Below are 25,212 nucleotides of genomic sequence, written 5' to 3' on the forward strand. Positions count from 1 at the left end.
CGTCGCACGACAAGCGCACGGGATGGTGCAAGGAACAAGGAGGAATCACAGGGAAGCGGCCCAGCCCGACGCGGCCACGGTCCGGTCGTTCGCCCAGGTCAACGCCCGAAACGGCCCCAATGGCCGCAGCTTCCCAAGTTGAGATCATCAACGCTTGGGACCGCTTCCTTCTTCACAGCGCGCACCAACGTGTGCTCAATGAAGATCCATCATCTTGAAGTCGCTGGTCACGGGGCTGGTGTGAGTCGTTGATCGTCTCCTCGTGCTGGCCACGGGCGCTTGTCGGCACTCAAGATCGTCTGCCGTTCCGGCGATCACTGGATCCACGGGTTCCCCGGTGTGACCGATCTGCCCTGTGTGTGAGAAGTTCCTGACACACCGAAGCGCGACCATTACGTCAGCTACTACAGCTGAGGGGTAGCCAACCGATGACAGTTGTGGGGGCAGCGGGCGTCTTCGACCCACACACAGCCACAGCGATTGCCCAGGACGGAGCACACACATGCAGGACTTGGCCCGCGGTGCCGCCTTGGCCTACGACGCTTCCGTGATCCTCCGGATCGGGAGCGCGGTTTTCGTCGTGTGTCCGGACGAGCGTCTCCAGTCCCTGTACTACCGCGTGGACGGGGGAGTCCGGTCCGTGTGGCGCTATGTGCGCGGTTCCGAGATCCACCCCAGACTCGTCCAAGAGGCTGAGGAGGCGAACCGCAAGTTGTGGGAGCAGGCTCCCGCCCTCCCTCTCCCCGAGGAGTTCCTCGCCGGTTACCGAGACCTTGCCGCTGCCACCCTCGCGCATCTGGATCGGGACGAGGCCATGTCCCGCGACGAGATCTCCGCGCGTGCCATCGAAACGGTCGGCTTCCTCGAAGCCGGGCTGGACACTGCCGCAGGCGCCGTGGTCTTCGAACGGTCGTGCCAGGCAGTCACCGAGTCACTCCTCGAGGGCTGGGCTGACGACCCACTGTCCACGATGAGACGGCTACGCCGCGAGACCGACGTGTGGGCCCTGGCATACCAGCGGTTCGTGAGGCCGGAACTGGGGCGCTATCACGGCTGACTCTCAGTCAGCTTCAATGAAGATCAGCTATCTTGAAATTGCTGGTCACGGGGCTGGTGTGAGTCGCAGACCGTGTCCTCGTGTTGGTCACGGGCGGTTGCCGGAGCGCAAGATCTGTCGCTTCGGTGATCACGGATCCTCGGTTTCCCCGGCGTGCGCGGGTGCCCGTCCGTACGATCCGGGCGGGAGGTGCGTCAGGTGGCCAGAGACGCAGGACCGGGCCTTCGTGAGATGATCACGGCCCGTAGGGCCGAGCTGAGGCGCAGGCAGAGAAGTTAAGCCAGCAGCTTGAAGAGGTGCGCGACGAGCTGGAGGAACTCGCCGTCGCCGAGCGGGTCGCGCGTCGGCTGGCCGAGCAGCTGCACGCCAAAACGGAACGGGAAGCGACGCCGACGCAGGCTGCCGGGCAGGTCGCGGGCCGTGCGGCGCTGCTGGTGCCGCAGCGCGAGCGCTGTATGGACGAGGCGGTCCTGCCCGCGGACTACCAGCAGATCATGGATGTGGTGCGGCGGGCGCAGGGGCCGGTCATCCAGTCTGCTCTGTCGGAGCCGATGGCTACAGTCCGGACATGCTGCTGCCACGTCCTGTGGAGGGGGCCGAAGGCCCATATGACGCCGAGTACCTGCCCCGGTTGGAGATGACGTTCCACGCTGTTGAAGAGCCCATCACCAAACCCGTCGCCAAGCTGGGCGGCGACCCCGTATGGCTGGATGAGCCCTGCTGGCCAGTGCACCCCGGTACCCGGGAGCCGCTGGACTTCATTGGGCAGTTCCCTGTCCCTGTGGAGGCCAGTGAGGAGCGACGCATGGCGTATCTCTTCCTGTCGTACGACGACTACGAGACCGGTGGTGTGGACCCAGAAGACGGCGAAGCCGTTCTGCTCATTCAGCCTGGTGGCCGGATACCGGAGTTTGCGGCCATTGGGCCGGCGGGGACAAAGGGGCGCTCCCTGTGGCGGTTCGGCCCCGAGGAGAAGTTGGTGCCTGTCGAGTTCCGGGTCGAACTGACGCCGGTTCCGGACGAGGTGGAGCGGAACCTGGAGCTGCATGGCGTCGTCGACGTCGACAACTACCTCGGGGGGCGACCCGCCTACCCCGACTGGGCAGGAGTCAAGGCACCGTGGCGCTTCTACTTCTGTCTGGCAGGCACCGACCTCGACGAGCAGTACTTTCTGAACTTCGCCCATGGCTACGGATACGCCTAGCTGAGCCCCGACCGTCGGGAAGGCCGCCTCAGCTGGGAAGCAGCATAGGACCGTGCCGCCGTCTCGGCTTCCGTCTCATTCAGCGCGGTTCACGGCCGTTCAGGCGAGACCGGGGCCGTCCCCACCACAGTTGGAAAGCGTGCGCGTGATGCGAGTACGTCGACGAGTCGCTCACCCAGCATGGCGTCCACGTAGTCGCACTGACGGCCAGTCACAAGCTCCGGCGTACCAGCTCACGGACTGTCGGTGCGTCTCGCCGTCAGCTATGGGTGCCCTCCCCCAGCCTGCCCCCGCCTACCCCAACCCCCGCACCCGAGCCACACCGTCGGCAAGGACGCGCCGGCAGTACGCAAGGTGACCGCCGTCGTAGCCGCGTGGCCCGCACTCCACCACCAGGATGAGGCCCAGGTACAGGTGGTACAGGGCCAGGCGGTGCTGGAAGGTGGGGCTGGTGAAGTCGAGGGTGCCGCCGGCCTCGGTGTAGCCGGTGGCCAGGTCGCTGTCGGGGCCGGTGTCGCCGCCCATGGCGAGGGAGACCAGTTCGGCGGCGGGGTCGCCCCAGAAGGCTCGTTCGTGGTCGATGAGTCCGGTGATGCGGGGTCGCCGGCGGCCGCTTGCGCAATCCGACGCCTCCGTCTCCTCGATGAAGATGTTGCCCGGCCACAGGTCGTAGTGGACCAGCCGGGGCTCGGTGACCTCGTCCAGGGCGTGTCCGCCCTCGGACACCAGGGTCCGGATGTCAGCGGGCGTCGCGCCCAGCGGTGACTGCCAGCGCGCGGCGTCGTCGAGGAGCGCGTCGACCATGGCGGTGAAGGCCGTCCTCCAGTCCGGGGCGGACAGCGCGGACTCGGCGGCCGGGTAGCCGAAACGGCCGTCCTCGGCGGTCAGGGTGTGCAGCCGGGCGACGGCGGCGCCCAGTTGGCGGCGCAGTTCCCTCGCGGTGGACGGCGGCAGGCGGTCGGCCGCCTTGTCCCACGGGGTGCCGTCCAGGACGGAGACCGCGAGGAAGTCCTCGTCGGCGTGGAGGAGTTCGGGGGTCGGGACGTCCCCGTCCGGCAGCTTCGCGATGCGGCGGTAGACCATGGCCTCGGTCGCGAGGATGCCGCGCTCGTAGCGCAGGACCGCGGCTTCGGGCGGCGGGGCGAGCTTCACTACGGCGGGGCGGCCGTCGTCGAGGAGGACGCGGTAGGCCGTGTTGAACCAGCCGTCGGTCAGCTCGGACTCCAGACGGCATCCGATGCCCGCGGAATCGCGGAGCAGGGCGTCGAGGTCCGCGGGAGACAGGTGGCGCTTGGTCCGGCTCTGCATGGGGCACGCTTTCGGGCGGCGGGGCGGCGGGGCGGCAAGGAGGTGGTGACGGACGCGATCACGGGAGCGCTCCCACAGTGGCGAGTCGCTGCCGACCCGGTCAAGGGCCCCGGCACCGGCCCTCTGAACCCCAGCCCTCCGAAGCCCTGAGCTGAACGGCACTTCACGCGCCGCTCCCGTAGTCCCAGCGGCTGATCTGCCGGCCGCTCCGTACTGCGTTCTCAGTACCGGCGAATGTCGGCAGCCGCACGACGACACGGCACCCCCGTCCCCGAGAGCCTGGGCACACGTTCGAGTCCCAGATGTGGAGACCCCCTGCCGTGGCTACTTTCCTGTATCGAGTGGGCCGTCTGGCCTTCCGGCGGCGCTGGTACGTCGCCCTGGTCTGGGCGGCCGTGCTGGCCGCCGTCGGGCTGGGTGCCCTGAAGGCCCCGGGAGCCTCCGACGAGGAGTTCTCCATGCCGGGCATCGAGTCGCAGAAGGCGTTCGACCTGATGGACGAGCGCTTCCCCGGAGTGACGGCGGACGGTGCGACCGCGCGGGTCGTCTTCGTCGCGCCGGGCGGTGAGAAGGTGACCGCCGGCGAGAACAAGAGGGCCGTCGAGGAGGCCGTGGCCGAGCTGGGCGACGGCTCGCAGGTGGCGTCCGTCGTCGATCCGTTCCGGGCCAAGGCGGTGAGCGAGGACGGTACGACGGCGTACTCGACCGTCACGTACGAGGTCGGCGCCAGCGACCTCACCGATGCCAGCAGGGCCCAGCTCGAGCGGACCATCGACGGGGCCCGGGACTCCGGGCTGGCCGTCGAGGCCGGCGGGAACGCGATGGCCGAGGACGGCGGACCGGGCGGGGCCGCCGAGGTGATCGGCGTCGCGATCGCCGCCGTCGTCCTCCTCGTCACCTTCGGCTCCCTCGCCGCCGCGGGGCTGCCGCTGCTGACCGCCGTGATCGGCGTCGGGGTCAGCATGGCCACGATCCTCGCCCTGTCCTCCGCGCTCGGGCTGTCCACCACCACCGGCACCCTCGCGATGATGCTGGGCCTGGCCGTCGGCATCGACTACGCGCTGTTCGTCGTCTCGCGCTACCGCGAGGAGCGCACCAACGGGCGTACGCCGCGGGAGGCGACCGGGATGGCGGTCGGCACGGCCGGGTCGGCGGTCGTGTTCGCCGGGCTCACCGTCGTCATCGCGCTCGCCGGGCTGTCGGTCGTCGGCATCCCGATGCTCACCAAGATGGGGCTGGCCGCCGCGGGCGCCGTCGTCGTCGCCGTGCTCGTCGCGCTCACGCTGGTTCCCGCCCTCCTCGGCTTCTGGCCCAACGCCGTCCTCGCCCGCCGGGCCCGCAGGAGCGGCCGTATGGAGAAGAGCGGTGGCGACAACGGGGGCACCCGGTGGGCGCGGTTCGTGCTGCGGCGGCCCCTGCCCGTGCTGCTCCTCGGCGTCCTGGGGCTCGGGGCGCTCGCCGTGCCGATGACGGGGCTGCAGCTCGGCATGCCCGGTGACGAGGCGAAGTCGACGTCCACCACCGAGCGGCGGGCCTACGACGCGCTCGCCGACGCCTTCGGGCCGGGCTTCAACGGGCCGCTGACCGTCGTCGTGGACGCCAAGGGCGACGCCGATCCGAAGGGGGCCGTCACCACGATCACCGAGGGGATCGGCAACACCGAGGGAGTCGTGTCCGTCTCTCCGGCCCGCTTCAACGAGGCCGGTGACACCGCCGTCTTCTCCGTCGTGCCGTCCACCGCGCCGACCGACGAGAAGACCAAGGACCTGGTGAGCGTCATCCGCGGCGAGCGGAACGGGGTCGAGGCCGAGACCGGGGCCACGTACGAGGTCACCGGCACCACGGCCCTGAACATCGACATCTCCGACAAGGTGCAGGCCGCGCTGGTGCCGTATCTGATCGTCGTGGTGGGCCTCGCGGTCGTGCTGCTGCTGGTGGTCTTCCGGTCCGTGCTCGTCCCGCTCAAGGCGGCCCTCGGCTTCCTGCTGTCGGTGCTGGCCTCCCTCGGCGCGGTCGTCGTGGTCTTCCAGCAGGGGCACGGCGCCGAACTGCTGGGCGTGGAGCAGACCGGGCCGATCATGAGCCTGATGCCGATCTTCCTGGTGGGCATCGTCTTCGGGCTCGCCATGGACTACGAGGTCTTCCTCGTCTCGCGGATGCGGGAGGCGTACGTCCATGGGGAGCGGTCCGCGCAGGCGGTGGTCTCGGGGTTCCGGCACAGCGCCCGCGTGGTCGTGGCCGCCGCGCTGATCATGATCGCGGTGTTCGCCGGGTTCATCGGGGAGAGCGACTCCATGATCAAGATGATCGGGTTCGGGCTCGCCTCCGCCGTGCTGCTCGACGCCTTCGTCGTACGGATGGCGATCGTGCCGGCCGTGCTGGCGCTGCTCGGCGACCGGGCCTGGTGGCTGCCGAAGTGGCTGGACCGGATCCTGCCGCGCGTCGACGTGGAGGGCGAGGCGCTCAGCCGGCGGACGGAGGCGGATCCGGCCCCCGCCGAGGCGGCCGACCTGGAAGTGGCGCGCACCTGATCCTCCCGCCCCGCCCCCACCGGGACCGCCCGTGACGAAGGACACGGGCGGTCCCGTCGGCCGTTCGCACCCGTAGGCGTCCACCATGGACCCAGCCCACCGACCGGAGAGCACGATGAGCACCAGCCCGGAGCGGCGCTACGCGGACCGACTCGACGAGTTCGCGGGCCGCCACCCCTTCCTCGTCGATTTGGCGCTCGTCATACCGCTGATGGGCTGCGCGACCCTCGGCAGCATGCTCACCCTGCCCGGCGCCGAACCGCCGGACCAGGACCGGACCGCCACCGCGCTGATGGGCGTGGCCTGTCTCGCGCTGCTGAAGCACCGCAGCCACCCGCGCCTCGCCGTGATCGTGAACGCGGTGTGCACCGTGGTCGTGATCGGGCTGGGATATCTGCTCACCCCGCTGCTGCTGGCACCCGTCATGGCGGCGCTGTACTGGCTGGCCGTGGTCACCGACCGCAGGGGCACCCGCGTCTACGGCCTCGCCACCATGGTGGCGGTGATCATCGCGGCGGCGATCTCCGACTCCATGGACCATGTGTCGCTGCTGCTCAGGACGATCGGCCCGTTCTTCTGGCTGCTGCTGCCGCTGGCCGCCGGCAACATGACCCGGCTGCGCCGCGCGTACCTGACGGCGGTGCAGGCCCGCGCCGAGCACGCCGAGCGCACCCGGGAGGAGGAGGCGCGGCTCCGGGTCACCGAGGAGCGCATGCGCATCGCCCGTGAGCTGCACGACGTCGTCGCCCATCACCTGGCCCTGGCCAACGCCCAGGCCGGTACGGCCGCCCACCTGGCGCTCAGCAACCCGGAGCAGACGCAGCGGATCCTCACCGACCTGAACGGCACGACGTCCGCCGCGCTGCGCGAGCTGAAGGCCACGCTGGGGCTGCTGCGGCGCAGCGGCGACGCGGACTCCGCCCCGCTGGAGCCCTCGCCCGGCCTCGCCCGGCTGCCCGAGCTGGTCTCGTCGTGCGCGTCCGCGGGGGTCACCGTCAAGGTCACCACGGAGGGGGAGCCACAGCCGCTGTCCCCGGGCGTGGACCTGACCGCGTTCCGCATCGTGCAGGAGGCGCTCACCAACGTCACCAAGCACGCCACCGCGGAATCCGCGTGCGTACGGCTCGCCTTCTCGGGCTCCCGGCTGCTGATCACGGTCACCAACGACGGTCCCGCCGCCACCCGCGCCGCCGCTCCCGGGACGGTGGAGTGCCGTGGCTACGGCGTCATGGGCATGCGCGAACGCGCCCAGTCGGTCGGCGGTGAACTGAGCGCGGGCCCCCGCCCCGAGGGAGGCTTCGAGGTCACGACCGCGCTGCCGCTGCAGCCGTACGGCGCGGCGGAGGACGCGGCGCTCTGAGGCGGCGCTCTGAGGCGGGCGGAGAAGGCGGCGCGTGCGCCGATCACGACGGACCCTCGACGATCGGGAAGCCCCGTCACGTGTCTGTCTGCCCGGCCTTCCGAGACGTATCTTGGGGGAGAAGGCCCCTGAGGGAGGGCGATTCGATGGCGTGGTTCGTATGGCTGCTCATCGCCGGGGCGCTGGGTGCCGCGGAGTTCTTCACACTGACACTGGTCTTCGGGTTGCTGGCGGGCGCCGCGGTGGTGGCCGCCGTGGTGGCCGGGGTGGGCGTCGGCGTTCTCGGCCAGCTCGTGGCCCTCGGAGTGGCGGCGGCGGCCGGTCTTCTCGTGGTCCGTCCCATCGCGATGCGGCACATGGAACAGCAGCCGATCACGCGCGAGGGCAGTGATGCGCTGATCGGCAAGCGGGCGGAGGTCATGCAGGAGGTCACCGCGAGCCACGGCCTGATCAAGCTCTCCGGCGAGGAGTGGTCCGCCCGCGCCTTCGACGAGACCCTGGTGATACCGGTGGGGGCGCTGGTGGACGTGATGGAGATCGAGGGCGCCACGGCCATCGTCTACCCCCGCGAGCTTCTGCCATGAACGGCTGAACACATAGCGCCGAACACATAGCGCCGAACGCATAGCTCTGAACACACAGCAACGGAGGCACTGTGGATCCAGTTGGCATCCTCGCCCTTGTGGCGGCCCTTGTGGTCATCTTCCTCGTGGCCTCCACGGTGCGGATCGTCCCGCAGGCGCGCCGCTACAACATCGAGCGGTTCGGCCGGTACCGCCGCACGCTGCAGCCCGGCCTGAACCTGGTCCTGCCGGTGGCGGACCGCATCAACACCAAACTCGACGTGCGCGAGCAGGTCTATTCCTCCGACCCCAGGCCGGTGATCACCGAGGACAACCTCGTGGTGAACATCGACACCGTGCTCTACTACCAGATCACCGACCCACGGGCGGCGGCGTACGAGGTCGCCGACTACCTCCAGGCGATCGACCAGCTCACGGTGACCACGCTGCGCAACGTCATCGGCTCCATGGACCTGGAGGAGACGCTCACCTCGCGTGAGGAGATCAACTCCCGGCTGCGTGCCGTGCTCGACGACGCCACCGGCAAGTGGGGCATCCGGGTCAACCGCGTCGAGATCAAGGCCATCGACCCACCGCACACCATCAAGGAGGCGATGGAGAAGCAGATGCGGGCCGAGCGGGACAAGCGCGCGGCCATCCTCCACGCCGAAGGTGAGCGGCAGGCCAAGATCCTCACCGCGGAGGGCACGAAGCAGAAGGACATCCTGGAGGCACAGGGCACCCAGCAGGCCATGATCCTGCGGGCGGACGGCGAGGCGAAGGCGGTGGAACTGGTCTTCCAGGCCGTCCATCGCAACAACGCCGACCCGAAGGTCCTGGCCTACAAGTACCTCGAGACCCTCCCGCACCTGGCGAGCAGCGACAACAACACGTTCTGGGTGATCCCGGGTGAGCTGACCGAGGCGGTCCGGACGGTCACCAGCGCGTTCGGTGACCAGTCGACCGCGGGTGCTCCCACGCCCGCGCAGCCCGCGGAGGCGGCCACCGCCGACGAGACGGCGCCCGAGAGCCGGGTTCCGGAGCTGGGTGCGGGCTCGGCAGGTTCGCTCGACGCCGCGCAGGCCGCCGCCGACGAGGCCGAGAAGCAGGCCGCCGCCGCGGTGAGCGACGCCAAGGCCGAGGCCCAGGCGGCGATGTCCTCCCAGGTGCCACGCCGGGAGCAGCCGTCCACCGACTGAGCCCGCCCCCGGGGGCCCCGGCCGTCAGGTCCGGCCCCCGGCCGTCCCCGCCCCGAGCTCCACCACCCGTGCCCAGGCCGGCGGCGTGTCCGGCACGTACTCGGCGCCGTCCTCGTCCCGCGAGCCACCGGCCGCCCGCCGGGACGAGCGCGGAAACCGGGGGAACAGCCCCACCACCGTCCGGCACGGCGGCCGGGAGCCCGGCCACGGTGTCTGCCCGTCCGTCAGGGCGACCACGACGTCGGGCCGTGGCCGCATCCGCAGCGCCCGGTCGAAGCCCGCCCGCAGATCCGTACCGCCGCCCCCGACCAGCGCGATCCCCTCGGCACCGCACACCCGGTGCACACCCCCGGCCGCCGCGTCGCACGGCACCACGCTCACCAGGTCACGGCGCCCGCCCACGGCACGGGAGATCGCGGCGACCTCCAGCAGCGCGCTGCCCAGCTCGGCGTCGCTCACCGAGCCGGAGGTGTCGATCACCACGCAGACGTGCGGCGGCCGGCGCCGCAGGCTCGGCAGGACGGCGCCGGGCACGGAGGCCGAACGGCGGGAGAGACGGCCGTACGTATAGTCCTCGCCCACCCCCGGACCGGACACGGCCGAGCGCACCGCCGCCCCCAGCAACTCCCGCCAGGGCTGCGGCGGATGGAACACCTCCTCCGCCCACCGCCGCCACCCGTCGGGGGCGTCCCCCGGGCGCCCGGTGATGCCCTGCGCGACCCGGAACCGTACGGCGTCCCGTTCCCGCGCGCTCAGCCCGTGCGCACCGTCCGGCCCGAGATCCCACTCGCGCTCCAGCCCGTCGGCCCCGCTTCCGCAGTCCAGCCAGGCCAGCTCCTGTATCCGTGGCCCCAGCCGGAACTGCCGCAGATAGTCCTCCATCAGCTCGCCGTCGTTCAGCAGCAGGGTCTCCGGTACGACGGCCCCCGCGGGCCGCACCAGCCCGTCCCCGTACACGTCGTCGTTGATCTCGCAGTCCGCGGCGATGTTCATCCGCAGCCGCTCCCCCGGCCCGGTCAGGCCACGCTCGCGCGCCACCCGGTCGCTGCGCCCGTGATGATCGCGCAGCAGGTGCGACACCTCGTGCACCCACACCCCGGCCAGCTCCGCCACCGGCGTCCGCGCCACGAACACCGGCGACACATAGCACCGCCAGTGCCGGTCGACGGCCATCGTCGGCACCCGCCGCGACTCCACGACGTGCAGGGCGAACAGGGCGGTCGCCAGGTAGGGACGGCAGCGGGCGGCGTGCAGACGGGCGGAGAACAGCTTGTCGCGGTCGAGGGCGATCTCGTCACGCCCGTGGATCACCGGCCGCCCACCCCCGCCTTCACGGTGGCCGCCGCCCGGTCCGCCCGCCGCGACAGCGACACGACCCCGGCGAGCCGCTCGATCGACGCCGGAACGTCCCAGTCCGCCGCCCGCAGCGAGGCGAGCGTGCTCGCCGGTACGACGACGAGATCGGGCGCGCCGGTCTCCAGGGCCCGTACCAGCAAGGCCCAGGCCGCGTCCCAACGCTCCTTGTCCGGACGCGCCCGCACCGCCTCCACGACCCCGTCCAGCGCGGCCTGCCGCAGATCGCCCCGCTCGGGCAGCTCGGCCCCGGCCGGGTCGGCGAGCAGCACCTCGGGATCCGGCAGCTCCATCCGGTCCACGCAGGCCAGCAGCTCCAGCCCCGGACCGTCCCCGACCGTCCCCCTGACCAGCAGCGACAGCACGTCCCGCGAGGCCCCCGCCGCTGTGGCGAAGGCGACCAGGCACTGCGTCATCTCCCAGCTCCGCGGCGACGGCCAGGGCCCGCCCCGCCGCGCCTCCCCGCTCGGCAGCCGGTGCACAAGCCCCGGCCGCCCCGAGAGCAGTCCGCCGACCGCACGCCGCGCGAACTCCACGGCCTGCGGCAGCTGTTCCGGATCGAGCCGCGGCAGGGTCGCCCGGGGCCAGGTCCCGGCGAGTCCGCGGACGACGACCTCGTGGTCGTGGGCCCATTGCAGATGCACGAACCGGTTGGCCAGCGGCGCGCTCAGCTCCCAGCCGTCGGCCGCCGAGGACCGCGGATTGGCGGCGGCCACGATCCGCACCCCCGCCGGCAGCCGCAGTGCCCCGATCCGCCGCTCCAGCACCACCCGCAACAACGCGGCCTGCACGGCAGGCGGCGCGGTCGACAACTCGTCCAGGAACAGCAGCCCCCGCCCGGCCTTCACCAGCCGCACGGCCCAGTCGGGCGGAGCCATCGGCACCCCCTGTTCGGCGGGGTCGTCCCCCACGACCGGTAGCCCCGAGAAGTCGGACGGTTCATGAACGCTGGCGATCACGGTGGTCAGGGGAAGGTCCAGCGCGGCGGCGAGCTGCGTGAGCGAGGCGGTCTTGCCGATCCCGGGCTCCCCCCAGAGCAGGACGGGCAGATCGGCGGCGACGGCGAGGGTGAGGGCTTCCAGTTGGGGATCGGGTCGGGGTTCGGTGGTGGTGTCGCGGAGGAGGGCCAACAGGTCGGCGGCCACGTCGAGTTGGGTGGCGGGGAGGGCGTGTGTGGGCATGTGTGATCACCTTGGGTTGTGTGAGGGTGGGGTGGGGGAGGGGGAGCGGAAGAAGACCGCTGGGCGCGGGGCGGGAAGTGGATCAGAAGAAGGTCGCGTGCCGCGGGCGCGCGGGGTTGTCGGAGGTACGGCGACCGCGACTACCACGACCACCACGGGACGGCCGACCGCGATCGCCACGCCCGTCGTACCGGACGCTCCCCGGCCCGGGCCCGATCAGCCCGGCCCGGAAGAGCCCGTAGGTGATACGCCGCCGCGCGACCGTCTCCAGCTCCTCCCGCAACGCCCCGTCACGCAGCACCGCGTCCGGCCCGAGCAGCCCCTCGACGACGGCCAGCGCACCGGCGAAGTCACCGTGCGAGAGCCGTTCACGTACGTCGGGCAGGCATTGGGGATGCCGGTGGGCGTCGTCGATGGCCTGGAGGCAGGGCAGCGGGGTGCCGGTCAGGGCGGCGAGGAGTTCCTCGCGCCGGATCTCCTCGGGTTCGTGGTCGAGCGGCGCCAGTACGCCGCCGACCAGCCCGATCCGATGCCGGGCGCCCCGGCATTCGACGACCCGAGGCGCCCCGGCCGAGTCCGCGGGCGGGTGCCGCGTCGGCGCGGAGCGCTCCGGTACGAGCGCGGAGGCGACCAGCGGATGCAGCCGGCCGACGTCGACCGCCCCGGCCCGCAGCAACTCCAGATCGGGCGGCACCCAGGTGGCGGCGTCGGGAAGCAAGGGCAGAGCGGAGGCGGCCGTCCGGTCGACGCACTCCACGATCCGCACGCCCTCCCCGCCCACGTCCAGCAGAATCCGCCGCCGTCCCTCCAGCCGTACGACGACGCCCCCGGAGGAACGCCCTTCGGCACGAAGCAGCAGCCGCGCCTCCTCGCCCCACCGGCCGACGGCACAGCGAGGTCCGTACGGCGAGGTCAGACCGGGCAGGCCGTCGGCGGAGAACCCGCATCCGACCCGTACGCGCAGCTCACCGGCCCTCTCCGCATCCCACAGATGCCGGTGCAGATCGAGCCGGAACCGCCGGCTGGGCCGCGGATGGGGATGCCCACGAGGCGCAGGGGCGCCGGCAGTCACCGGCCGCCCGCCACCCCACACCGCAAGGCTGATCCGCTGCCCGGCGTCCGCCCAGGCGGGCGGGGTCCGCACCACGAGATACAGCGGCTGTCCACGCCCGTGCCCGGCACCGCCGTACCGGGCGAGGGCGAGGGTCAGGCCAGGACGCAGCAGCCCGTCGGGCGCGATCCGAGGCATGTGCCAGCGCAGCAGATCGGGAGCGAGACACCGAAGATCGTCGCGCACCCGGCCGGCGACTTCCCGCCCGTGATCCCGCGCCAGCGACCGCAGATTCAGATCGACATCGACACCGGCGGCGGCACACGCCCCCGCCCAGTCCCCCGCGACCCGACGAGCGGTCGCGGTCTCGATCATGGAGGCCGGCACGGCGAACTCGCGCACGCGCGGCCAGAAGGAGAGCTCGGAGAGCCGGGAATCCCCGTTCGCGAACCGAGTGCCCATCAGCACTCACCTTGCGCGGACGGGACCCCCAATCTGTCAGCAGAGTGAGTCGTCATCGCGCACGAGCGTAACGCCGCGCGCGCAGCCCCGCGAGGCATTTTCTCCCGGCAACCTTTCGGCTCGCGGCGACCACTGACACATGGCCAGCTCTCACCGAACCGCGTAAGGACTCCCCGTGCCATCCCGCCCGCACCACCACCACCGGTCCCCCCGGAAGCGCCGCACGTACCTCGTCCCCGCCGCGATAGTGGCGACGGTGGCGGTGGCCGTATCCCTGCTCATAGCGTTCCGCCCCGAGCCCGAGCCCAAGGCAACCGAGACCACGACCGGGCCGGTGACCAACGCCCGGTCGACCCCGGCGAGCACAAGCCCCACCCCCAAACCAACGCCGACCCCAACACAGAAGCCGAAACCCAAGCCAAAACCGAAGCCCTCCAGCCCATCACCCACGACGGCCACTCCGACCGCCGCACCACCCCCACAACGGGCATCGGCTTCGGCCCCACTGGCAGGGAGAATCCGCCCCGGGACAACGTACGAAGGAATAGCCACCTTCTACGACGCCGCGGACGGCAACGGAGCCTGCCTCTACGGCCCGACCACCGACGTCATGACGGCGGCCATGAACCACACGGACTACGAGACCTCGAAGGCCTGCGGCGCCTACGTCCAGGTCCGAGCGCGGAACGGCGCCTCGGTGACGGTCCGCATCACCAACGAATGCCCCCTCCCCTGCGCCCCCGGCCAACTCGACCTGAGCGCCCAGGCCTTCGCGAAACTCGCCGCCCCTTCGGCGGGCCGCATCCCCATCACCTGGACCCTGCTGAGCCCGGCGATCCCGGACAAGATCTCGGTCCGCTACAAGACGGGCTCCAGCCCGCACTGGTGCGGCATCCAGGCGGTGGACCACAGAAACCCCTTGGCCCGCCTGGAGTTGAGGACGAGCAACGGCTGGCGACAGCTCCCTCGCACCGAGTACAACTACTTCCTCTCCGAGCAGGGCGAAGGCTGCGGCGCCGCGATCAGGCTCACGGACATTTACGGAGAGACCCTGACGATCGAGGGGCTCGCGATACGACCGGACGCCCTGCAGCCGACCCGGTTCCAGTTCGCAGCACGCTGACGGCGTGGCTTCGTCACGGTCCTTCGCTCGGACTCGGCGACGGTGCCACCCCCGATGTCTCCGTCGCCGACGCCGACGGTTCATTCGTGGGGACCGCTGCCGTGGGGTTCCTCGTGGGCACCGGTGCCGTCGTGCCGGGTGGGGTCGTCGGTGTCGGCGACGATGTCTGGGGCGGGAGGGCCGAAGGAGTGGGGGTGGGGCTCGAAGGCCGGGTCGGGGGCGGGGGCGTGCGGTCGCTCGTCGGGGGCGGTGCCAGCGGGGGTGTCGGGGTCTTCGACTGGTCCGTCGTGAAGGGGAGGGCGATCAGGAGGGCCGTCGCGCAGGTCGCGGCCAGTCCCGTCGCCGTACGCACCAGTCGTCGGCGGGACGCCTTGCGGCGGAGTGTCTCGTAGTGGCCGGGGGGTGGGGCGAGGTGCTCCGCGGGTGGGCGGAGGATGACCGCCAGGGGGTCGTCGGGGGCGAACTCCGGGCCGTTGAGGTCGCCTTCGTCAAAGCGTGTGGTCAAGGCTTCTCCTCAGGTGGACGCGCAGCAGTTCGCGGGCCGCGTGGAGGTCGGCCTTGACGGTCCCTTCCTTGCGTCCGGTCAGCACGGACACCTCCCGGATCGGCATGTCAGCGTAGTAGTGGAGGAGGATCGGGACGCGCAGGCGTTCGGGGAGGGACTGGACCAGGAGGCGGACCGACGGGTCCGACTGTTCCGTGTGGGCGTTCATCGCGGCCTCCGTCGTGGCCCGGCGCATCGCCTTGCGTTCGCGCTCCAGCTTGCGCCAGTGGTCGCGCACGAGGTTCGCCGCCGTGACGTAGAGAAAGCCGCGCGGTTCCTCGACCCGGCTCCAGCGGGCCCACAGCCTGGTGAAGGCCTCCGACGCGATCTCGTGCGCCGTCTCGTCGTCGTCGACGAGACGGCGGCACCAGCCGGCCAGGCGTGGGTACAGGGCGGCGAACAGTTCGGACGCTGCCGTGTCGCGGGACCGTTTCAACGCTCTCCATGGTCGTGAGGGTCGTGCGGGTGGTGATGGTCGGGAGGGGGCCTGTGCGGTACTTGTGGGTCAGCAGTTAAGACGTCAGTGTCGCGAACACGATCACGTTGTCCCGGTACTCGTCTCCCGTGCGCGGACCCCCGCACGTGATCAGGCGCAGCTCCGGGCGGTCCACGTCCCCGTAGACCTCCTCCGCCGGGAAGTCCGCCTTCGCCACCGTCCGTACGGCGCTCACCGCGAACTCCGCCGACGTGCCGTCCTCCCTGCGGGCCACGATCCGGTCACCGCGCCGCAGCTCCGGCAGGCGGCGGAAGACACCGTCCCCGAACGCGCCCACCGTGACATGGCCGAGGATCACCGACGGGCCCACCTGGCCCGGCGTCGGTGAGTGCCGGTACCAGCCCGCACGGTCGTCGGCCGTGATGGGCGGCACCTGGACCGTGCCGTCCGCCGCCAGGCCGAGGCGGATGACCGGGGTGTCGACGTCGATCGCCGGGATCCGGAGGCGGACGGGGGTCGAACGGCCCAGTGCTCGCGCCGAGTTCGCGGACGAGGACGAGGAGCCGTCGCCCGCCCTCCCTCTCGGGCGGCGGGAGTCCACGCCCGCGGCCGGCGTCTTCCCCTCGCCCTGGCCGCCGCATCCCACCAGCAGCGACGCCATCGCCCCTGCGGCGAACGCGCGCCTGGTGAGCGCCGTCATGCCCTGTTCGCCCGGCGCCGTCGTACGACGAACGTCGCCGCGCCGCCCGCGACCAGCAGCGCGGCCGCGCCCCCGCCGATCAGGGCGCCCGGCTGGGTCCCGGAGTCCGAGGCGGTCACGCCGGTGTCGGGTGCGCCGGACGGTACGACGGAGACCTGGCCGCCGTCGGGTACCTGCGTCGGCACGGGCGACGGAGCCGTGGAGGCGGAGGAGGGGGCCTCGGTCGGTTCGGCGGACGGGGTCGGGGCGGCCGAGGCCGAGGGGACGCTCGTCGGGCTGGGGACCGGGGTCGGGGCGGTGGAGTCGGCGAGGGCGGGGGCGGCGCCTGCCAGGAGGGCGGTGCAGGTCAGGGCCAGGGCGCTGAGGATGGTTCGGCGCATGGGCTCGCTCTCTTTCGTCGCGCCGCCGGTACGGCCGTATCCGTACGCGGCGGGCTGGTGTGACGGGTCGAGCGGAGAGACGAGCCGGGGGCGGGGCCGGTTGCAAAGAGATGGCAAAGGCACGTCGCCTGAGTCGGTTCGGCCCCGGGTACGTACGATGAGGGCGTGACAGCCCGTGCACAGCACCACCGTGCGCCGCAGCTCCCCGTTCCGGGGCCGTGGCGCACGTTTCTGCTGCTCGGGCTGCTCGCGGGGCTGTTCGGGATGCACGCGCTCGGGTCCGTGAACGCGGTCGCCGGTGCCCCGCACCACTCCCCGCACTCCCATGCGCGGGCCATGAGCGCCCATACGCCGGTCATGAGCGCCGAATCCGTCTGCGACGGCGGCAGCACGGACGGCGGGCACGTCCAGCACGCCGATCCGACCTGTGCGTCCGGTGCCGTCGGCGCGGGGCCCGTACTGCCGGCCCTGGCGCTCGATCCCGTCGGAGGTGCCGTCTCGGGCGGCCTCGACCGCCCCGACCCGGCCCTCGCTCCCGAGGGCGGGCGCGCGCCTCCCTCACTCGCCGAACTCCAGATCCTGCGGACGTAGGACAAGGCCGAGCCGTCCCCCCTCACCACCGGGGCGTACGGCACCCAGCCATGTCCGTGCCACGCCCCGCCGAGGGCGCGGCAGCCCACGTACACCGCAGGAGTTCTCAGCATGAGCAGTACCCGTACCCTCGTCCGTCGCGCCGCCCTGGCCACGACGGCCACCGCCGCCGCCCTCGTCCTCGCCGCGTGCGGCGGCGACAGCGGCAGCGCCAGCGGCGAGGACACCGCCTCCGGCGCGTCCGCCTCGTCCTCCGCGAGCGCCGACGCCGCAGGCGCGCACAACGACCAGGACGTCACCTTCACGCAGGGCATGATCCCGCACCACCAGCAGGCCCTTCAGATGGCGAAGATGGCCGCGACTCAGGCTTCCTCGGCCGAGGTCAAGGACCTGGCCTCCCGTATCGAGAAGGCCCAGGACCCGGAGATCCAGACCATGTCCGGCTGGCTGAAGGCGTGGGGTGAGGACGTGCCCTCGTCCATGCCCGGCATGGACCACGGCGGCGGTCACTCCGGCGACGACATGCCCGGAATGATGGACACCAAGGACATGGACGAGCTGATGAAGGCGTCCGGCAAGGGCTTCGACACCATGTTCCTGACCATGATGGTCGAGCACCACGAAGGCGCCGTGGAGATGGCCACCACCGAGAAGGAGAAGGGTGAGTACGGCCCGGCGACCCAGCTCGCCGACGCCGTCATCACCGCCCAGACCGCCGAGATCAAGGAGATGAACAAGCTCCTCGGCAAGGGCTGACGCTCCGGGGCGGCGGTGGGGCACGACCCACCGCCGTTCACCGGTGCGCCGCCACCCCGGTCTGGGACAGCCGGCGGTAGTGCTCGCTGCTCGCCAGCAGTTCGTCGTGGGTGCCGGTGGCGGTGATCCGGCCGGCGTCCAGGACCACGACGGCGTCGGCGGCACGGATCGTGGAGTGCCGGTGGGCGATGACCAGCAGGGCGCACTCCTCGGTGATCCGGCGGATCGAGCGGCGCAGCGCCGCCTCGTTGGCCGCGTCCAGATGGGCCGTCGGCTCGTCGAGGAGCAGCAGCGCGGGGTGGGTGAGCAGGGCGCGGGCCAGGGCGATGCGCTGGCGTTCGCCGCCGGAGAGGGACATGCCCCGTTCGCCCGCCTCCGTGTCCAGTCCGTGCGGTGAGCGGGCGACGATCTCGGTGAGCTGCGCCAGCTCGATCGCCCGGTCCAGGTCGGCCGGGTCCGCGTCGGGCGCGGCGTACAGGAGGTTCTCGCGCAGGGTGCCGTACAGCACCGGCGCGTGCTGCTCCACCAGGCCGATCCGGGCGCGGTGTGCGGCCCGGTCCAGGGTGCGCACGTCCCGGCCCTCGAACAGGACGCGGCCGGCGTCGGGGTCGTAGAAGCGCTCGGCCAGCGCGAAGATCGTGGACTTTCCGGCGCCTGAGCTGCCGATCAGGGCGATGTGGGCGTGCCGGGGGACGGTGAAGGAGACGTCGTTCAGGACCGGGCGGGCCGGGTCGTAGCCGAAGCGGACGTCGCGGAATTCCAGTACGGGGGTGGCGGCGGCCGGTGTGCAGGGCGTCGGGAGCGGTTCCGGTCCGGGTTCGGGCGGGAGGTCCAGGACCTCGGTGATGCGCCGCAGCGCGCCCAGGCCCTGGCGCATGGTGCTCAGTGCCTGGAAGACGGCCGCGACGGGGGCCATCAGATACAGCATGTAGAGGAGGAACGCGGCGAGTTCGGCGACCGAGGCCGCCGAGCCGTCCCGGCCGGCCGCCCGCGCGCCGCCGACCAGCAGTACGAGCAGGAACGAGCCGTTGATGGTGAGCATGACCGCCGGGGCCACCACCGCGTCCAGGGCCCCGACCCGCACGCTCTGGGTGTACGCCGACCGCGCCTCGGCCCCGATGCGCAGCGTCTCGCGCTCCTCGGCGCGGCTGGCGCGCACGGTGCGGATGGCGCCCAGGGCCCGCTCCAGCTCGGCCGTCATCGCGCCGGTGGCCCGCTGGGCGTGCAGCGAGGCCCGTTCGATGCCGCGCAGCACCGACGCCACCGCCACCGAGCCGACCGCGATCACGGCCAGCACCAGCAGGAACAGCACCCAGTCCAGCCACACCATCAGCGCGACGACCCCGACCAGGCCGATGGTGCCGGTGACCGCGTCCGTGAAGCCCTCGGAGACCAGCAGCCGCAGGGCGGTGCTGTCGGCGCTGGTCCTGGCGATCAGGTCGCCGGTGCGGCGCCGGTCGTACGTCCGCATGGGCAGCCGCAGGAGATGGGCGATCAGGTCGAGGCGCAGGCCCAGGACGACGCCCTCCCCGGTCCGGGCCAGCGCGTAGCGGGCCACGCCCTGCACGGCGGCCTGGGCGAGGAAGAGGGCGATCAGCAGCCCGATGGGCCCGCCGGTCGGCGCGCCCTCGCCGGCCGCCTCGATGACCCGTTTGACCACCAGCGGCTGGGCGAGGGCGAGCGCGGAGCCGGTCAAGGCCAGCGAGGCGGCCACCGTGACGCGGCGGCCGTGGCCGTGCAGCAGCCGGCGGATCTCCTGCGGGCCGCTGCGGGGCCGTATGTCGGTCATCCGGCGCTCCGCACATGCTCGGAACCGAACCGCTGCAGCACCGTGAACCCGGTGCGCACCCCCGGGATGTCCGCGAGGACCTCCCCGTGCAGCTCCGCCCAGGCGTGGCACGCGAAGCGCCCGCCGATCGACGAGCGCTGCCGCGCGACGACGACCTCGACCGGCAGGCCGAGCGTGGTGAGGTGCACGGCGAGGGCGTAGGAGCGGGCCAGGCACAGCGCCTCGGGGTCGGCCAGCCGCAGGGCGGTCAGGCAGGCCGGCGCCTCGCGGCGGGCGAGGCCGATCGCCTCCGCCGGTTCGGTCCGCCGGCGCACGGTGGGCCGCAGGGTGCGCAGATAGCGCTGGGCCTCGGGCCAGCCGCGGCGCCTGAGCAGCCGGGCGGCCCGGACGGTGCGGGCGGCGGCGAGCAGTCGTGCCCGCCGGGGCGGGCGGTGCGCCGCCGGGCCGGGGTCCCAGAGCAGGGACTCCCAGTCGGCGGTGGGGCTGGGGCTCCTCATGGCGAGGGCGCCGGTTCGGCGAGGTGGGACTCGGTGAGCGTGCCGGTCAGGCTGCTCAGGCCCTCCCGCAGCACCGTGTCGGTGGCGTCGATGCGCTCGCCGAGGTGGCGTACGGCCTCGTCGGTGGTGTCGTACTCGAGGGCGGCCTGGAGCATGAGCGTGGCCACGGGGTTCAGCTCGTAGTACGTGCCTTCCGCGCCGTCCAGCAGCAGTCCGCTGCCGTCGGCGGGGTCGAAGACGGTCTGGTCGGTGAGGCGGAGCAGCGGCATGACGGTCACCTCCGGTCGTCGGCCGTACCGTTCGGCCGAAGTCGTGCTTCGGGTTTGCTTTCGAGGTTGCTTTCCAGGTCGCGCAGGAAGAGCTCGACCATGGCGGAGCAGATCAGGTTCTCGGCGTTGCGGCGCAGCGCCCGCGGGTCGGCGAGCACCTCGGCGAGCCGCCGCGGGTCGACGACGCCCAGGGCGGTCAGCCTGGCGTCGGGGGCGGCGAGGACGCGGGCGAGCGCGTCGGGGTGGCGCAGGCACCAGGTCTCGTCGGGGGCGCCCAGCCAGGTCCGCCCGTAGTGCCGCCGGACGTCCGGCGGCAGCCGGTGCGCGGCGGCCAGCCGCAGCACCGGTTTGTCGATGGTGCGCCCGGCGTGCGGGATGAGGCGATAGGCGTCGGGCAGCCGGGCGGCGAGGCGGCGCAGCGGCCGGGCGCCGAGCGGTTTGGCGAGGTGGATGCCGCGTGGCCGCCACAGGGCCAGGTTGAGGGTGTGCTCCTGGGGCGCGAAGTCCAGGTCGTACGACTCGGGGGCGGCGTCCGGGTGCGGGACGAGGAAGTCGCTGCCGAGTTCCGTCTCGGCGATCGCCTCGGGGTCCGCGTACAGGGAGTACGACGGCCGGGCGCTGCGCAGCAGCCGGCTCAGCTCCCAGCGGGTGCCGAGCAGCCCGCGCAGCATCCACGCCTTCTCGTGCGCCGGCACGTCCGCGGCGAGGATGTCGTGCAGCCCGTAGCGCAGCGGCCCGAAGAGCATGTCCCCCTCCAGGCCGGACACCACCACCCGCACCCCGTCGGCCGCGATGCGGTCGGCGAGGCGCTCCAGGGTGCGCAGCCAGACGTGGTTGAAGGGGTGGGGCAGATCGCGGGCCGTCGCGAAGTAGTCCTCGTCGTCCGTGACGCGCGCGACGGTGACCAGGGGCACGTCGAGGTGCCGGCACACCTGGCGGGCGTACCCGGACTCGTCGGCCGCGGGGTCGTCGGTGCCCATGTGGTACGCCGTGACGTCCGCGCCGTGCTCGGTGAGCGCCGCGAGGACGGTGGCCGAGTCGACGCCGCCGGACAGGAGGATGCCGACGCGGCCGGCGTCGGCCCAGCGGCGGGTCTCCTCGCGCAGCAGGTCGTAGGTGAGGCGGGCGTACTCGCGCAGGGGGGTGCGGCGGGGCAGGTCGAGCGGGGTCACGCGGTCGTAGGTCGCGGTGCGGGTGGAGCGGGGGCCGAGGACGATGAACTGGCCGGGGTGCAGCAGCGGTCCGAGGTCCGGGTAGACGAAGACGTCCTCGCCGCGGCAGCTGCGCCAGAGCGTCTCGCCGTCGAAGTCCGGGAGGCGGCCGTGCAGGAGGTCCCTGGGATCGGTGGACCAGGAGAGGTGCCCGCCGCTCCTGCGGTGGAAGATCTGGTCGGGGCTGCACAGGCCGCGGAATATCAGGATCCGCTGCGGGGTGGCGACGCATCCGGAGAGCTCCGGGGGGAGCGATCCGAGCATACGCGCGGCTATTTCGAATTGCCCGGCGGAGGTGACGTCGTAAATTCTCTGGACGAATTCCAGCGATGGACTGAATACGGGGTGACCGGTGAAAACAAATCGCCGGGTCAACCATTGAAGCGACAAATAACCGTCGGATGTGACGGCCCCTCCCCGCCCACCGATCTCAGCGGGTGAGGGGCCGAACTGGCCTTCTGTCACAGGATGTTGCCGTGGCCGAGGAGGTCAGGAACACCGCGGCGCAGCTGGCCGGTGAGGTCCTCGATGCGTCCTAGTCGGACGACTGTGGGGGCCGTGTACCTCAGCATGTTCTTCACCTTCTTTCCCTCATGAGTAATCTATTACGGAGTACCCAGAATTTCACTTCCAGCCACTGCGCGTCCGATTAAATGTGGGCCGACCCGGTCCACGATCGCCGCGCAGCCGGGGCGGGCGGCCAGCCGCCGGGGTGATCCCGGCGGGGCAGCCAGTCGGGGACGGTGTCGTCCCAGAAGTTGCCGTGGAAACGGACGTTGCGCACGGGGCGGTTGCCCCACTCCTCGCTGCATCCGCCGATCGAGGCGCGGTAGTCGTGGACGGCGTTGCCGCGCACGGTGATCCACCTGCTGCTGTCGTCGGTGTAGATGCCGACGTTCCAGCTGCCGTGGGCGCTGTCGGTGACCGCGTTGCCGCTGACGACCGCGCCGTTCGCGTACGACGTGCCCTGCTCGCCGCGCAGATAGATGCCGCCGCCGTCGGGCAGGAGCCGGTTGGTGGCGAAGACCCGGTTGCCGACGATGCGGTTGCCGCTCATCAGGCTCGACTGTCACCATGCGGCCGGCTCCGCCGGAGGGGCGAGGCGGGGTGACCCGGCACGGCGGGAATCACGGCCCCGGGCACCCGGGTTCACCCCTCACGGCGGCCCGGCCATGTGGCCGCCCGACCGCCGAGGAGGAGCCGACCATGTCCGACGCACCGGCCGAACCCACCGCCCCCGTACACGAGCTCCGCCTCGTGGTCACGGCGGACGACTACGACGCGGCGCTGCGCTTCTACCGGGATGTGCTCGGCCTCCCCGAGCGCGCCGCGTTCTCCTCGCCCGACGGCCGGGTCACCATCCTCGAGGCGGGCCGGGCCACGCTGGAACTGACCGATCCGAACCACGCGGAGTTCATCGACGAGGTGGAGGTCGGCCGACGGGTGGCGGGGCACGTCCGGGTCGCCTTCCAGGTGGACGACTCCACGGCGGCCACGGCAAGGCTGGCGGCGGCCGGCGCCGAGGTCCTGGCGGCGCCCACCCGCACACCGTGGAACTCCCTCAACGCCCGCCTGGAGGCACCCGGCGCCCTTCAGCTGACGCTGTTCACGGAGCTGGGCGGGGAGGGCGGGGACGACGGCGGCGACGCCCGGGCGACCGGACGCGCGTAGACCCCTGCGGCCGCGGAACCGGCCGTCCTCACGGGAGCTTATTCGTCCGTTTCGGTGATAATTGGGAGCATGAGTACCGCGACGTTTGAACTAGCGGCCACGTCGAGCGAAGTACTCAACGTGATCGCCGCCTTTGTGGGTGGAATGGTCATCGCCGGCGCACTGATCTGGGCGGTGCAGTTCGGCATGCGGGTCCGTGACCGGGAGCTGCCACGGCCCACGGTCGGCGAACAGCCGCACCTTCCCGACACCGGTGCGGTGCACGAGGAACGGGAACTGCGGGAGCCCGACGAGGTGCCGCACTCGACGGGCAGGGAACGCCTCCTGCCGCACGAGCTGCACCACGCCGGCAGCAAACGCAGCGAGGACCAGCACCGCAGGCGCTGGCTGCCCGGCAAGAGCGGATCCTTCGGCGGGGGCGGACTGGGGCACTCTTAGCGTCCGGACCGGGCCGATCGGGTGACGTCCGGAGTGCGGGGCCGGCGGTGCGGATCTTCACTGAAGAGACCGAAACGCATCCCTTGGAGCGCCGTATGCCCGGTCATCGCCCCCGCTGGAGCACTACCGCCCTCGCCCTGACGACGGCCGCCGTCCTGGCCGTCCCCGCCCTGACCTCCTGCTCGGACGAGGACACCCCGTCCTCGGTCTCCTCGGCGGCCAGCAAGGCGGCGTCGGCCTTCGCCTCGGCGACGGCGGAGGCGGGGCGGCAGCTCGACGACATCAAGGGCGGCATCGACGCCAAGGACGCGGTGCGCCTCGGCGACCCCACGACCGCTTCCGACGGCCGTGCCGAGGTGGAGGTCACCGCGGCGAACACCACCGACGCGACCAGGTCCTTCGCCGTCCAGATCAACTTCCGGGACGAGAACGGCAATCTCCTCGACGCGACCGTGGTGACCGTCTCGGACGTGGCGGCGGGTGAGACCGGGAAGGACACCGCACGCAGCACCCGCGACCTGGGCGGGGACGTGCGGGCGGAGGTGGCACGGGCGGTGCGCTACTGAGGCGCCGCCGGGCCGGTCACCATGATGTCGATCTGCTCGCTCGTCGCGCTGACGCCGTTCAGGGTCGCCGTCGCCTGGAGGCGGCCCACGCCGGGCGGGAGGGCGCGGGCCGGGGCGCAGGACCAGGTGCCGTCGGGGGCCGCCGCCGTCGCGCAGACCTCTTCCTCCAGGGCGTCGAGGACCGTGACCTGGGCGCCGGGATAGGCCGTGCCGGACGTCTCCGGCAGCGCGTCGAGCGGGACGCCCGAGGCGGGCCGGGACAGGACGGGAGCGGGCAGGCCGACCGTCACGGTGCAGGTACCTCGCTGGCGCACGGCGCCCTTCGCGTCCCTCAGGGCCAGGGTGCAGTCGGGAAGCCGGGTGCCGGGTTCCGCGTCCGGGAGGACCGACAGATGGAAGGGGAAGGTACGGCCCTTCCACGCGGCCGGCGGCTCCTCCCTCGGCGCGGCGGCGCCCTCGAAGGTGTACGTCGCGCTGGCCCCGCCCGCCGTCACCGATCCCCGGTACCCGAGCCCGGTGAACGGCACACCCGTCACCTTCGTCCTCGCCGGCGCCGTCAAGGTCAACGCCGATCCGGCGCCCAGCGGCTCCCCGTCATAGCCGCCGACCTGGACGACCCCCTCCCGACCCGGCTCGATCGTCGCGTACGCCCACAGATCACCGCCGACCGGAGCCGACGTGCCCTGAACGCCGTACGCCGCGGCGCCCGGCATCCCCGGCACGACCAGCGCGCCCGCCGCGGCGAGCGCACCGAGCACCGTTGTCCTCCAACACCCGCGGGACCTGCTCATCGTCGGCGGAGCTCCTCACACACGTCGGCGGCACCCCACCCCCGCCTGCGATTCTCACGCCCGGACCCGCCGATGACGCGCACTGTTCGGCCGTACGGGCCGACGGGTCGGCGCGTACCACCCGTCCGGGCGCCCCTGAGTTGCCTGGACGGCACAACCGCCGGCCGACGCACACCCGACC

At 72.2% G+C, this 25,212-nt stretch carries 27 protein-coding genes; 13 read left to right on the forward strand and 14 right to left on the reverse strand.

Going from position 1 to position 25,212, the window contains the following annotated elements:
• Positions 1-502: 502 nt before the first annotated feature.
• From IM697_RS00260 to IM697_RS00270, 3 genes are all read left to right on the forward strand, one after another.
• The gene (locus tag IM697_RS00260) at positions 503-1,057 is read left to right on the forward strand and encodes a hypothetical protein (protein WP_194043522.1); all 555 of its coding nucleotides are present in this window, start codon (positions 503-505) and stop codon (positions 1,055-1,057) included.
• Between the two features lie 296 nt (positions 1,058-1,353).
• The gene (locus tag IM697_RS00265; RefSeq protein ID WP_194043523.1) at positions 1,354-1,698 is read left to right on the forward strand and encodes a hypothetical protein; all 345 of its coding nucleotides are present in this window, start codon (positions 1,354-1,356) and stop codon (positions 1,696-1,698) included.
• Positions 1,626-2,261 carry a hypothetical protein gene (locus IM697_RS00270; RefSeq protein ID WP_194043524.1) on the forward strand — a complete coding sequence of 212 codons (636 nt, stop codon included), beginning with the start codon at positions 1,626-1,628 and terminating at the stop codon, positions 2,259-2,261. The genes IM697_RS00265 and IM697_RS00270 overlap by 73 nt, the downstream gene beginning before the upstream one ends.
• 294 nt (positions 2,262-2,555) lie before the next feature.
• On the opposite strand, the gene IM697_RS00275 is transcribed toward IM697_RS00270, so the two are convergent.
• Entirely contained in the window at positions 2,556-3,569 is a 1,014-nt protein-coding gene (locus IM697_RS00275) for a phosphotransferase family protein (RefSeq protein WP_194043525.1), read from the reverse strand.
• Between the two features lie 320 nt (positions 3,570-3,889).
• Here IM697_RS00275 and IM697_RS00280 point away from each other — a divergent pair, with 320 nt between their 5' ends.
• From IM697_RS00280 to IM697_RS00295, 4 genes are all read left to right on the forward strand, one after another.
• Positions 3,890-6,100: an MMPL family transporter gene (locus tag IM697_RS00280; RefSeq protein WP_194043527.1), complete on the forward strand. Its 2,211-nt coding sequence runs from the start codon at positions 3,890-3,892 to the stop codon at positions 6,098-6,100.
• Between the two features lie 115 nt (positions 6,101-6,215).
• Positions 6,216-7,460, forward strand: coding sequence for a sensor histidine kinase (locus IM697_RS00285; protein ID WP_194043529.1), 1,245 nt, complete (start codon positions 6,216-6,218; stop codon positions 7,458-7,460).
• A 146-nt stretch (positions 7,461-7,606) separates the two neighbouring features.
• Positions 7,607-8,044: an NfeD family protein gene (locus IM697_RS00290; RefSeq protein WP_194043531.1), complete on the forward strand. Its 438-nt coding sequence runs from the start codon at positions 7,607-7,609 to the stop codon at positions 8,042-8,044.
• A 71-nt stretch (positions 8,045-8,115) separates the two neighbouring features.
• Entirely contained in the window at positions 8,116-9,222 is a 1,107-nt protein-coding gene (locus IM697_RS00295) for an SPFH domain-containing protein (protein ID WP_194043533.1), read from the forward strand.
• 24 nt (positions 9,223-9,246) lie between these two features.
• Here IM697_RS00295 and IM697_RS00300 read toward each other — a convergent pair whose 3' ends face one another.
• The 3 genes from IM697_RS00300 to IM697_RS00310 all read right to left on the reverse strand — a co-directional run bounded on the left by IM697_RS00300 (position 9,247) and on the right by IM697_RS00310 (position 13,269).
• A complete protein-coding gene (locus IM697_RS00300) occupies positions 9,247-10,533 on the reverse strand; it encodes a vWA domain-containing protein (RefSeq protein WP_228044445.1) in 1,287 nt (428 codons plus the stop codon).
• The gene (locus IM697_RS00305) at positions 10,530-11,756 is read right to left on the reverse strand and encodes an AAA family ATPase (protein WP_194043535.1); all 1,227 of its coding nucleotides are present in this window, start codon (positions 11,754-11,756) and stop codon (positions 10,530-10,532) included. The genes IM697_RS00300 and IM697_RS00305 overlap by 4 nt, the downstream gene beginning before the upstream one ends.
• A gap of 82 nt (positions 11,757-11,838) precedes the next feature.
• The gene (locus tag IM697_RS00310; RefSeq protein ID WP_194043537.1) at positions 11,839-13,269 is read right to left on the reverse strand and encodes a hypothetical protein; all 1,431 of its coding nucleotides are present in this window, start codon (positions 13,267-13,269) and stop codon (positions 11,839-11,841) included.
• A 334-nt stretch (positions 13,270-13,603) separates the two neighbouring features.
• On the opposite strand from IM697_RS00310, the gene IM697_RS00315 reads away from it, so the two are divergent.
• Positions 13,604-14,392, forward strand: coding sequence for an expansin EXLX1 family cellulose-binding protein (locus tag IM697_RS00315; RefSeq protein WP_322734588.1), 789 nt, complete (start codon positions 13,604-13,606; stop codon positions 14,390-14,392).
• 13 nt (positions 14,393-14,405) lie between these two features.
• Here the strand turns inward: IM697_RS00315 and IM697_RS00320 are convergent, their stop codons facing one another.
• The 4 genes from IM697_RS00320 to IM697_RS00335 form a co-directional block, all read right to left on the reverse strand.
• A complete protein-coding gene (locus IM697_RS00320) occupies positions 14,406-14,897 on the reverse strand; it encodes a hypothetical protein (protein WP_194043539.1) in 492 nt (163 codons plus the stop codon).
• Positions 14,881-15,372 carry an RNA polymerase sigma factor gene (locus tag IM697_RS00325; RefSeq protein ID WP_194043541.1) on the reverse strand — a complete coding sequence of 164 codons (492 nt, stop codon included), beginning with the start codon at positions 15,370-15,372 and terminating at the stop codon, positions 14,881-14,883. Before IM697_RS00325 ends, IM697_RS00320 begins: the two co-directional genes overlap by 17 nt.
• Positions 15,373-15,448: 76 nt before the next feature.
• Complete coding sequence (locus IM697_RS00330) at positions 15,449-16,072, reverse strand: class F sortase (protein WP_194043542.1); 624 nt, start codon at positions 16,070-16,072, stop codon at positions 15,449-15,451.
• On the reverse strand, positions 16,069-16,452 hold the full coding sequence (locus tag IM697_RS00335; RefSeq protein WP_194043543.1) for a Tat pathway signal sequence domain protein: 384 nt from the start codon (positions 16,450-16,452) through the stop codon (positions 16,069-16,071). The genes IM697_RS00330 and IM697_RS00335 overlap by 4 nt, the downstream gene beginning before the upstream one ends.
• A gap of 165 nt (positions 16,453-16,617) precedes the next feature.
• Between IM697_RS00335 and IM697_RS00340 the strand changes: the two genes are divergently transcribed.
• Complete coding sequence (locus tag IM697_RS00340; protein ID WP_194043544.1) at positions 16,618-17,043, forward strand: DUF6153 family protein; 426 nt, start codon at positions 16,618-16,620, stop codon at positions 17,041-17,043.
• Between the two features lie 111 nt (positions 17,044-17,154).
• Positions 17,155-17,799, forward strand: coding sequence for a DUF305 domain-containing protein (locus IM697_RS00345; protein WP_194043545.1), 645 nt, complete (start codon positions 17,155-17,157; stop codon positions 17,797-17,799).
• Positions 17,800-17,836: 37 nt separating this feature from the next.
• Here IM697_RS00345 and IM697_RS00350 read toward each other — a convergent pair whose 3' ends face one another.
• The 5 genes from IM697_RS00350 to IM697_RS00370 form a co-directional block, all read right to left on the reverse strand.
• A complete protein-coding gene (locus tag IM697_RS00350) occupies positions 17,837-19,588 on the reverse strand; it encodes an ABC transporter ATP-binding protein (protein WP_194043546.1) in 1,752 nt (583 codons plus the stop codon).
• The gene (locus IM697_RS00355) at positions 19,585-20,085 is read right to left on the reverse strand and encodes a lasso peptide biosynthesis B2 protein (protein WP_194043547.1); all 501 of its coding nucleotides are present in this window, start codon (positions 20,083-20,085) and stop codon (positions 19,585-19,587) included. Before IM697_RS00355 ends, IM697_RS00350 begins: the two co-directional genes overlap by 4 nt.
• A complete protein-coding gene (locus tag IM697_RS00360) occupies positions 20,082-20,354 on the reverse strand; it encodes a PqqD family protein (protein WP_194043548.1) in 273 nt (90 codons plus the stop codon). The genes IM697_RS00355 and IM697_RS00360 overlap by 4 nt, the downstream gene beginning before the upstream one ends.
• A gap of 5 nt (positions 20,355-20,359) precedes the next feature.
• Positions 20,360-21,829: an asparagine synthase-related protein gene (locus IM697_RS00365; RefSeq protein WP_194043554.1), complete on the reverse strand. Its 1,470-nt coding sequence runs from the start codon at positions 21,827-21,829 to the stop codon at positions 20,360-20,362.
• A gap of 385 nt (positions 21,830-22,214) precedes the next feature.
• Positions 22,215-22,622: a hypothetical protein gene (locus IM697_RS00370; protein WP_228044446.1), complete on the reverse strand. Its 408-nt coding sequence runs from the start codon at positions 22,620-22,622 to the stop codon at positions 22,215-22,217.
• Between the two features lie 149 nt (positions 22,623-22,771).
• Between IM697_RS00370 and IM697_RS00375 the strand changes: the two genes are divergently transcribed.
• The 3 genes from IM697_RS00375 (at position 22,772) to IM697_RS00385 (ending at position 24,240) form a co-directional block, all read left to right on the forward strand.
• Entirely contained in the window at positions 22,772-23,236 is a 465-nt protein-coding gene (locus tag IM697_RS00375; RefSeq protein WP_194043556.1) for a VOC family protein, read from the forward strand.
• A 69-nt stretch (positions 23,237-23,305) separates the two neighbouring features.
• Positions 23,306-23,674 carry a DUF6479 family protein gene (locus IM697_RS00380; RefSeq protein WP_194043558.1) on the forward strand — a complete coding sequence of 123 codons (369 nt, stop codon included), beginning with the start codon at positions 23,306-23,308 and terminating at the stop codon, positions 23,672-23,674.
• Between the two features lie 95 nt (positions 23,675-23,769).
• Positions 23,770-24,240 carry an FxLYD domain-containing protein gene (locus IM697_RS00385; protein WP_194043560.1) on the forward strand — a complete coding sequence of 157 codons (471 nt, stop codon included), beginning with the start codon at positions 23,770-23,772 and terminating at the stop codon, positions 24,238-24,240.
• On the opposite strand, the gene IM697_RS00390 is transcribed toward IM697_RS00385, so the two are convergent.
• Positions 24,234-25,031, reverse strand: coding sequence for an Ig-like domain-containing protein (locus tag IM697_RS00390; RefSeq protein ID WP_194043562.1), 798 nt, complete (start codon positions 25,029-25,031; stop codon positions 24,234-24,236). The genes IM697_RS00385 and IM697_RS00390 overlap by 7 nt on opposite strands.
• Positions 25,032-25,212: the final 181 nt, after the last annotated feature.

Source organism: Streptomyces ferrugineus, assembly GCF_015160855.1.
Classification (GTDB): Bacteria; Actinomycetota; Actinomycetes; order Streptomycetales; family Streptomycetaceae; genus Streptomyces; species Streptomyces ferrugineus.